Below are 262 nucleotides of genomic sequence, written 5' to 3' on the forward strand. Positions count from 1 at the left end.
ATGGTATTTTTCCTGTTGTAAAATCATTAAGTGAAATTGCGGGAGTCTCTTCTATTTTAATTGCTGCAGAATTAATGAACAATAGTAGTGTTGGAAATGGATTGCTCCTAGGAAATATTGGTGGTGTTTCTCCGCCAGATGTTGTTATTTTAGGAGCAGGCACCGTTGGCGAATTTGCAGCAAGATCTGCTATTGGTTTAGGTGCTCAAGTAAAAGTTTTTGATAATTCTGTTACCAAGTTAAGACGGTTACAACATAATTT

1 pseudogene is annotated in these 262 nt (G+C 36.3%); it reads left to right on the forward strand.

Annotated features, from left to right (window positions below):
• A pseudogene (locus H2O73_RS24135) lies at positions 1–262 on the forward strand (alanine dehydrogenase); the annotation flags it as partial.

This window comes from Vibrio marinisediminis (genome assembly GCF_014050145.1).
GTDB lineage: Bacteria > Pseudomonadota > Gammaproteobacteria > Enterobacterales > Vibrionaceae > Vibrio > Vibrio marinisediminis.